The organism is Mesorhizobium sp. M7A.F.Ca.MR.362.00.0.0 (genome assembly GCF_004023175.1).
Lineage (GTDB): Bacteria > Pseudomonadota > Alphaproteobacteria > Rhizobiales > Rhizobiaceae > Mesorhizobium.
Window position 1 is genome coordinate 1 of record NZ_RZTF01000366.1, and the last position, 6489, is coordinate 6489.

Annotated in this window: 6 protein-coding genes, 1 pseudogene and 1 riboswitch; of the genes and pseudogenes, 4 read left to right on the top strand and 3 right to left on the bottom strand. The window is 64.0% G+C overall.

All coding sequences use genetic code 11. The features are described from left to right. Window positions 1-1155: ABC transporter permease subunit (locus EOC06_RS30060; RefSeq protein WP_128309503.1), on the bottom strand; the 1155-nt coding region annotated here is incomplete at its 3' end. A gap of 251 nt (window positions 1156-1406) precedes the next feature. Beyond that, a complete protein-coding gene (thiB, locus tag EOC06_RS30070) occupies window positions 1407-2405 on the bottom strand; it encodes a thiamine ABC transporter substrate binding subunit (protein WP_127318666.1) in 999 nt (332 codons plus the stop codon). 43 nt (window positions 2406-2448) lie between these two features. Further along, window positions 2449-2563, bottom strand: a riboswitch (TPP riboswitch). Between the two features lie 87 nt (window positions 2564-2650). On the opposite strand from thiB, the gene EOC06_RS30075 reads away from it, so the two are divergent. From EOC06_RS30075 to EOC06_RS30090, 4 genes are read left to right on the top strand one after another with little or no spacing between them, the layout of a single operon-like run. Then, the gene (locus tag EOC06_RS30075; protein ID WP_128309504.1) at window positions 2651-3295 is read left to right on the top strand and encodes a thiamine diphosphokinase; all 645 of its coding nucleotides are present in this window, start codon (window positions 2651-2653) and stop codon (window positions 3293-3295) included. A 1-nt stretch (window position 3296) separates the two neighbouring features. After that, window positions 3297-5117, top strand: a complete 1821-nt coding sequence (locus EOC06_RS30080) for an ABC-F family ATP-binding cassette domain-containing protein (RefSeq protein ID WP_128309505.1) — start codon at window positions 3297-3299, stop codon at window positions 5115-5117. Between the two features lie 58 nt (window positions 5118-5175). Further along, window positions 5176-5418, top strand: a complete 243-nt coding sequence (locus EOC06_RS30085) for a type II toxin-antitoxin system CcdA family antitoxin (RefSeq protein WP_127270148.1) — start codon at window positions 5176-5178, stop codon at window positions 5416-5418. Beyond that, window positions 5418-5717, top strand: coding sequence for a CcdB family protein (locus EOC06_RS30090; RefSeq protein WP_127270146.1), 300 nt, complete (start codon window positions 5418-5420; stop codon window positions 5715-5717). Before EOC06_RS30085 ends, EOC06_RS30090 begins: the two co-directional genes overlap by 1 nt. Before the next feature lie 11 nt (window positions 5718-5728). On the opposite strand, the pseudogene EOC06_RS30095 reads toward EOC06_RS30090, so the two are convergent. Continuing rightward, window positions 5729-6489: pseudogene (locus tag EOC06_RS30095) on the bottom strand (hypothetical protein); the annotation flags it as partial.

Below are 6489 nucleotides of genomic sequence, written 5' to 3' on the forward strand. Positions count from 1 at the left end.
GACAAGGACAAAGCCGGAGCCTGTATCGGCAGCGTGTTCGAGCAGTGTCTTTGCGCCGGCACGGCGGTTCAGCGCCAGTGCCCGCCGCGCCATGGTCAGCGCCAGCGACAGCATCACCGAGAGCAGTGCCGACAGGAAGGCCAGCACCACGCTGGTCAGCGTTGCCTGCCGGACAGTGGCCTCACCGGCCAACCGGCCGAGATCCGCACCCAACCCGGCCATCACGGTTGCCGCCATCGGCCCAACGACGAACAGCAGCGCCAGGATGATGAGTAGCGCGTTCAACCAGGTCTCGCTCCGATGGACTGAGAGATACCGACGTTGCGCGACCGGCAAATTGGTGTCGCCGACCACATTGGCGCCCAGGCGCGTCAGGGCCAGCACAACGATAAAGGTCAGGGCAATCTGCAACAGCGTCAGTGTAACGGCCCGCGCGGGATCGAAATCAAAGCGCAGCGCCTGGTAGATGCCGACCTCCAGCGTCGTCGCGGCCGGCCCGCCGCCGAGCGTCAGCACGATCGTGAAGGATGTGATGCAGAGCATGAACACAAGCCCGGCGACGCCGGGCAGTGCGGCGCGCAGCGTTGGCCATTCGATCAGCCGGAACGCCGGCCGCGCCGCCATGCCGAGTTGGCTCGCCAACCGCCATTGGTCGGCCGGTATGGTCTGCAGCGCCTCGAGGAACAGCCGCGTCGCCAGCGGCAGGTTGAAGAAGACATGGGCGACGAGGATGCCGGACAGGCCATAGATACACGGCCAGCTTCCGCCGCCGATCAGGGCAAGCACGCCGGCGAAATAGCCGGCACGGCCATAAAGCGCCAGAATGCCGAGCGCTGCGACAATAGCCGGCAGCGCCAACGGCACGGCGAAGATCTGCAGGATGAAGGCGCGGCCGAAGAAACGTGGATGTCGCGACAGAGCCCGCGCCACGAACAGCGCCGGGATGGCCGAAAGCAGCGTCGAGAGCGCCGCTTGCCAGAGCGTGAAGCGAATGACGCGAAGCAGATAGGGATCGAAGGCTGCCCAGGCGCCCGAGAAATCATGGGCGCCCTCGAAAAGCAGGCCGGCAAACGCGCCGCCGATCAGCAGCGCGATCGCGGCAAGCGCGACAATGCCGGCGCTGACGCGGGGATCGGCTGGATGGCGCGTACGCATCTCGCGCTATCCAACCCTGCGACGGGTATTGATCGAGGGGAATATCTGGCGAAGGCCGAGCCCACCCCCCTCTGTCCTACCGGACATCTCCCCCTCAAGGGGGGAGATTGCGCACTCAGCCGCCTTCGCTATTCTCAAGAGTGGCAGGACTAAGAGAGGCGATAAAGCTGCCGATATCCCCCCCTGAGGGGGAGATGGCCGGCAGGCCAGAGGGGGGCGGCTTGGCGCAAACATGCGACGCGGCTCGCGCCCTACTTGCTCATCACCGCAAGCCATTCATCGACCCAGGCCTTGCGATTGGCAGCGACCTCTTGCGGGCTGAACAGCAAGGTCTTGGTCGGCTTGACCAGTTTATCAAAGGCCGGATTGAGCGGCTTGTCGGTCTTGCCGGCCGGGAACATCCAGTTGGTCTCGGGAATGGCATCCTGGAATTTAGGCCCGGTCATGAAGGCCATAAACTTGGCCGCCAGCGGATTCTTGGCTCCCGTCGTGGTGATACCCGCCACCTCGATCTGCAGATACTCGCCCTCCTCGAAGGAGGCGGCCTGGTAGCGCCCGGTGTTCTCGGCGATCATGTGATAGGCCGGCGACGTCGTGTAGGACAGCACCATCGGCGCCTCGCCCTTGGTGAACAGCCCATAGGCCTCGCTCCAGCCCGGCGTCACGGTCAGCACCTTCGGCTTGAGCTTGGCCCAGGCCTCCGGCGCCTTGTCGCCATAAACCGACTTGACCCACAGAAGCAGGCCGAGGCCCGGCGTCGAGGTGCGTGGATCCTGGATGACGATCTTGTCGTCGGCACTGCCTTCGACCAGCTCTTTCAGGCTTTTCGGCGGGTTCTTCAGCTTCTCGGTGTCGTAGACGACAGCGAAATAGCCGTAATCAAAGGGGACAAAAGTGTCGTCGCTCCAGCCGCCCGGTACATTGACGTCGGCCACCGTGCCATGCGGCGCGAACAGGCCTGACGCCTTGGCATCGGCGGTGAGATTGGTGTCGAGGCCAAGCACGATATCGGCCTTGGTCGATGCGCCTTCCAATCTGACGCGGTTGAGCAGCGCGACGCCGTCGGCGACCGAGACGAACTCGACATCGCAGCCGCATTCGGCCTCGAACGCCTTCTTCACCACGGGACCCGGGCCCCAGTCGGCGGTAAAACTCTCATAGGTGTAGACGGTGAGCTTGTCCTTGGCCAAGGCCGGTCCGGACAAGGCCACGACCGTTGCTGAAACAAGAGCGTATAAAAGCGTGCGCATCGGCGCCTCCTTCGTTCGAATTGAAAGGAATTGAGGCGTCGGACTGTCCGAAACGTCTAATCCCTCCGCCGGTACAAACCGGATCAGGTTCAGCGGGTTGGCGAGACTGCCTCTCAGCCGGTCCGCGAAGATCGCGTCCGGCACCCCGTTAGAGCGTTTCGACACATAGGCCGGGCCGATCCGCCACGCAAGTGGGAGTTTGCCGCCTTCCGTTTCCCGTGCCGGGCTGGTAAGGGCCACACGATATGAGCACATTCACCATCCTGCTTGGCGGCGATCTCATCCGCACGCCACGGCTCGACCGTCAGGTCGAAGGCTCCCGCGTCATCGCCGCCGACGCCGGCATAGGCCATGCGCAGTTGCTGGGCCTCGTGCCGGAGCTGTGGGTGGGTGATTTCGATTCCGTGCCGGCGAACCTGCCGGACGATCTCGCTTCCGTGCCGCGCCGGACCTTCCCGGCGGAAAAGGACCAGACCGATGGCGAACTTGCCATCGCCGCCGCACTCGAGCGCGGCGCGACCCGCCTGGTGCTAGCAGGTGCTTTCGGCGGCAAGCGAGCCGACCACGCTTTCCTGCATCTGGCGCTTGCCTTGCGCCTGGCCGAAGCAGGGACCGATGTGCTCCTGACCAGCGGCGCCCAGGAAGGCATTCCCCTGCTGCGCGGAACGGCCGGCTTCGACTATGCCGATGGCACGCTGTTTTCGGTGCTCGGCTTTTCCGAGCTTGCCGGGTTGACCGTCACCGGCGCCAAATGGCCGCTGAACCACGTCAAGGTGGCCTTCGGTTCGTCGCTGACCATTTCCAACGAGATCAAGGGCCGCCTCGAAATCGCGCTCGGCCATGGCCGCGCGATGCTGCTCGCTCATCCCTATCCCTTACCTGAAAGCTGACATGGCCCCGCCTCTTCTCAACCTCGACGGGATAAAACTGACCTTCGGCGGCACGCCGCTGCTCGACGGCGCCGCCTTGACGGCTTCGGCCGGCGACAAGATCGCACTGGTCGGCCGCAACGGGTCGGGCAAGTCGACCCTGCTGAAGATCGCCGCTGGCCTGATCGAGCCGCAGGACGGCGAGGTGTTCCGCCAGCCTTCGGCAACTGTCCGCTATTTGCCGCAGATGCCCGACATGGAGGGCTTTGCCACTGTCCGCGCCTATGTCGAGGCCGGGCTTGGCCCTGCCGACGATCCCTACCGCGCCAGCTATCTGATGGAGCATCTCGGACTGTCGGGTGAGGAACGTCCGAACGATCTGTCGGGCGGCGAGGCGAGGCGTGCTGCCCTTGCCCGCGTCATGGCGCCGGAGCCAGACATCCTGCTGCTCGATGAGCCGACCAATCATCTCGACCTCTCGGTCATCGAATGGCTGGAAGAAGAACTCATCCGCACCTCCTCGGCACTGATCGTCATCTCGCACGACCGCCGCTTTCTCGAACGTGTGTCGCGCGCCACCATCTGGCTCGATCGCGGCCAGACCCGCAGGCTGGACAAGGGCTTTGGCCATTTCGAGGAATGGCGCGACCTAGTCCTGGAGGAAGAAGAGCGCGAGCAGCATAAACTCGGCCGCCAGATCGTTCGCGAAGAGCATTGGCTGCGCTACGGCGTGACGGCGCGGCGCAAGCGAAACATGCGCCGGCTCGGCGAGTTGCAGACCATGCGCCAGCGTTTTCGCGGCCATCGCGGTGCCGAAGGGTCGGCGACCATGGTGGCGAGCGACGCCGCCGAGTCCGGCAAGCTGGTGATCGAGGCGAAGAACATCGAGAAGAGCTTTGGCGATCTAACCGTGGTCAAGGGGTTTTCGACCCGCATCCAGCGCGGCGATCGCGTCGGCCTGGTCGGGCCGAACGGCGCCGGCAAGACGACGCTCTTGAAGATGCTGACCGGCGAGATGAAGCCGGACGCCGGTTCGGTGCGGCTCGGCACCAATCTGGAGATCGCCACGCTCGACCAGAAGCGCGAGGCGGTCGACCCGCAGGAGACGCTGGCGCAATATCTCACCGACGGGCGCGGCGAGAACCTCGTCATCAATGGCGAGCAGCGCCACGTCGTCTCCTACATGAAGGATTTCCTGTTCAAGCCGGAGCAGGCGCGCACGCCGGTGCGCGAGTTATCCGGCGGCGAGCGGGCGCGGCTCTTGCTGGCGCGCGTGCTGGCGCGACCGGCAAACCTTCTGGTGCTCGACGAGCCGACCAACGATCTCGATATGGAGACGCTGGAACTGCTGCAGGAACTGGTCGCCGGTTTCGCCGGCACCGTCATCCTGGTCAGCCACGACCGCGATTTCCTCGACCGCACCGTGACCAGCCTGATCGCACCGGATGGTGACGGCCGCTGGATCGAATATGCCGGCGGCTACTCCGACATGCTGGCGCAGCGCGGCGGCACCCGGCTGGACGACCGCAAGGCGCGCGCGAAGGCCGAGAACGGCGAAGCGCCAGTGACGACCAGAAGTGAAGCGGCTGCGCCAAAGGGACCAGCGAAGAAACTGTCGTTCAAGCAGAAATTCGCGCTGGAATCGCTGCCCAAGAAAATCGAAGCTGTGGCGGCGTCGATCTCAAGGCTTGAGAACAATATCGCCGATCCGGCCTATTACGAACGCGACCCCGCCTCGTTCCAAAAGACGATCGCCGCCCTCGACAAGGAGCGCGCTACGCTGGCGGCGCTCGAGGAAGAATGGCTGGAGCTGGAGATGTTGCGCGAGGAAATGGAAGGGTGAAGGATTGCGTGGGGGCTTTTATGCGCCTAGATTATGCGCATGAAAGGAGGCGATCTTTATGCTTCAATCGACGTCAAAACCTCAGCGACAATCTGTGAATACGTCCATCGACTCTCGGTTGATCAGCGATGCGAAAGCTTTGGGCATCAATATCTCACGCGCCGCCGAAGAGGGCATTGCAAAAGCAATCTCGGCAGAAAAAACGCGCCGATGGCAGGAAGAAAATAAGGAAGCCATCGACAGCTCCAATGAGTATGTCAGACGCAACGGACTGCCACTGGCCAAACACCGGCCGTTCTGATGGCGCGTTATGATTTCTATAGGAATGCCGCGGGCGGCGGTTATCTTCTCGACGTGCAATCAGACCTTCTTGAAGGACTAAGCACCAGGATCATCATTCCGCTGATGCCGCCCAAGATAGCCCCGGTTCCTGGTCGCCGATTAAACCCGACCTTCACCATAAACGGCAAAGATCATGTGATGGTCACCCAGTTTATGTCAGCCTTCTCTGCCTCGGAATTGCCGGATCCAGAGGGAAGCCTTTCCAGGCACCACGACGACATCGTCGCCGCGCTCGACATGCTGTTCCAAGGCTTCTGAACTGCTCCTTCTCAGCCAGCCGTCTTGGCCTGCCAGGCCTTGATCGCCTCGTCGAACACCTTCTCGCCGGGAATGCCCTTTTCCATGGTCAGCAGTGCCCGCCGTCCGGTCTTGTAGACGACCGGTACGTCGATCCAGTCCTGGCCGCGAAGCAGGGTCATGTTGGCGTCTTCGTCGGCCTTGGTATCGTTGAGCGCGACGAGGAAGAAGCCGTCGGCGATCTTCGCCGGAATGCCGATCAACGGGCTGCCGGCATCCTGTTCCGAACCCTTCATGGCGACGCGCAGGATGTTGTCGACACCGCCGCCCTCGAAACCGTCGGGCGTCAGGAAGATCATCTCGATGATATGGCTGGCCGGCAGTGTCTGATCGGTGTTGCGGCGGATGGTCATGCGCAACTGGATGTCCTTGCCGGGAATGGTGGCCTCGGCACGGATCGCCGGCTCCGGCGGCAGGTCGCCACCGGGCGATTCCTGCACCAGCGACCAGACGATATTGCCGGGCTCGGCGGAGCCCTGGGCGGTGCTGGTGCGCTCCTCGTAGAAGATCGCCTTCTGGCCGACAGGCAGAGCGGTTTCCGCAGGCGCAGCTGCCGGTGCGGGCGGCGTGCCGGCAGCATCGGGCGGCGCTGCCGGGGCAGCTCCGTTGGCAGGCGGCGTTGCGGGGGCGGCACCTGTAGCGGGGGGCGCTGCCGCGGCAGGTGTGCCTGCGGCCGGAGCGGAAATCGCCGGTGCGTTCGTCGCCGAGGGCGGCGTGGTCAGCGCGGCGACCG

Excerpts from the sequence above, each read along its gene's own strand:
- thiB (WP_127318666.1), bottom strand. The coding sequence starts at position 2,405 with ATGCGCACGCTTTTATACGCTCTTGTTTCAGCAACGGTCGTGGCCTTG.
- EOC06_RS30075 (WP_128309504.1), top strand. The coding sequence starts at position 2,651 with ATGAGCACATTCACCATCCTGCTTGGCGGCGATCTCATCCGCACGCCA.
- EOC06_RS30080 (WP_128309505.1), top strand. The coding sequence starts at position 3,297 with ATGGCCCCGCCTCTTCTCAACCTCGACGGGATAAAACTGACCTTCGGC.
- EOC06_RS30085 (WP_127270148.1), top strand. The coding sequence starts at position 5,176 with ATGCTTCAATCGACGTCAAAACCTCAGCGACAATCTGTGAATACGTCC.
- EOC06_RS30090 (WP_127270146.1), top strand. The coding sequence starts at position 5,418 with ATGGCGCGTTATGATTTCTATAGGAATGCCGCGGGCGGCGGTTATCTT.